The sequence below is a fragment of the Halorubrum sp. SP9 genome, from assembly GCF_005435015.1.
GTDB lineage: Archaea > Halobacteriota > Halobacteria > Halobacteriales > Haloferacaceae > Halorubrum > Halorubrum sodomense.
In genome coordinates this window covers 228-1,046 of the sequence record NZ_SGXU01000141.1, presented here as the reverse complement: position 1 = coordinate 1,046, position 819 = coordinate 228, and the positions used below count along the sequence as shown (strand labels likewise).

Below are 819 nucleotides of genomic sequence, written 5' to 3'. Positions count from 1 at the left end.
ACGAGTTCCGAGTACAGCGCGCGCCGCACGCGGGACACCAGAACTCGCCCGGACCATCCGCAGTGAGATGGCAGAGCGAATTCGAATCGATGCCGAGGCTCACCGCCGATCACCCCCTAGAACAATGGAAACTGCGTGCCCGCAGAGGGGGGCGTTAAGCTGGTGAACGGAATCCGAATAGCGGTCTCTAAATCGTTTTGAGAATCTGGGCGTAGAGGTCGTTTCTAGCCTGTTGCTCGGCGTTTGAGGAACGACCCAAGAACCGACGGTTTCGGAGCGAGCACGGTGGGGTCTGGCGATTTGGTGGGTCGCGGCGTAGGGTTCGGGGTTCATAGGTCGGGGAGGAAGTCGCTGCGTTGCTCTGCCTGTTCACGGTCAGACCGCCGGTCGTAGTGGCGACTCAGAATATCCTCACTCGCGTTCAGCCGGTCCTCGACGATACGCCGCGGAACGTCCTCGCGGCGGTAGAAGGTCACCCGGCCACTCCGCACGTCGTGAGGAGATCGCGACGACGGACACTTGCTCGCGTGGTCGATGTCAGTCGCCTCGCAGGAGTCGATGTCCCGATCGTGGGGACAGCCTTCGCCGCGCCAGCAGGGACGAGTCACTCGGTACAGCACCTTCCGGAAGGTGTTGCCCGCCGGACGACCGTACCTGGTCGTGATCAGCGGCTTACGATCGTACTCGTCGGTCACCTCATCCCGGTGATACTCGATGTAGTCCTCGATGTATCGGGCCGTCTTCTGACTAATACGGTTCCAGCGGGTCCCCGACTCGTGGTTCTTGAGCGGGGTGCCGGTCTCCGGACGGTGAACGAAG

Annotated in this window: 1 pseudogene; it reads right to left on the bottom strand. The window is 62.0% G+C overall.

Going from position 1 to position 819, the window contains the following annotated elements:
• Window positions 1–329 precede the first annotated feature (329 nt).
• A pseudogene (locus EXE45_RS16890) lies at window positions 330–819 on the bottom strand (site-specific integrase); the annotation flags it as partial.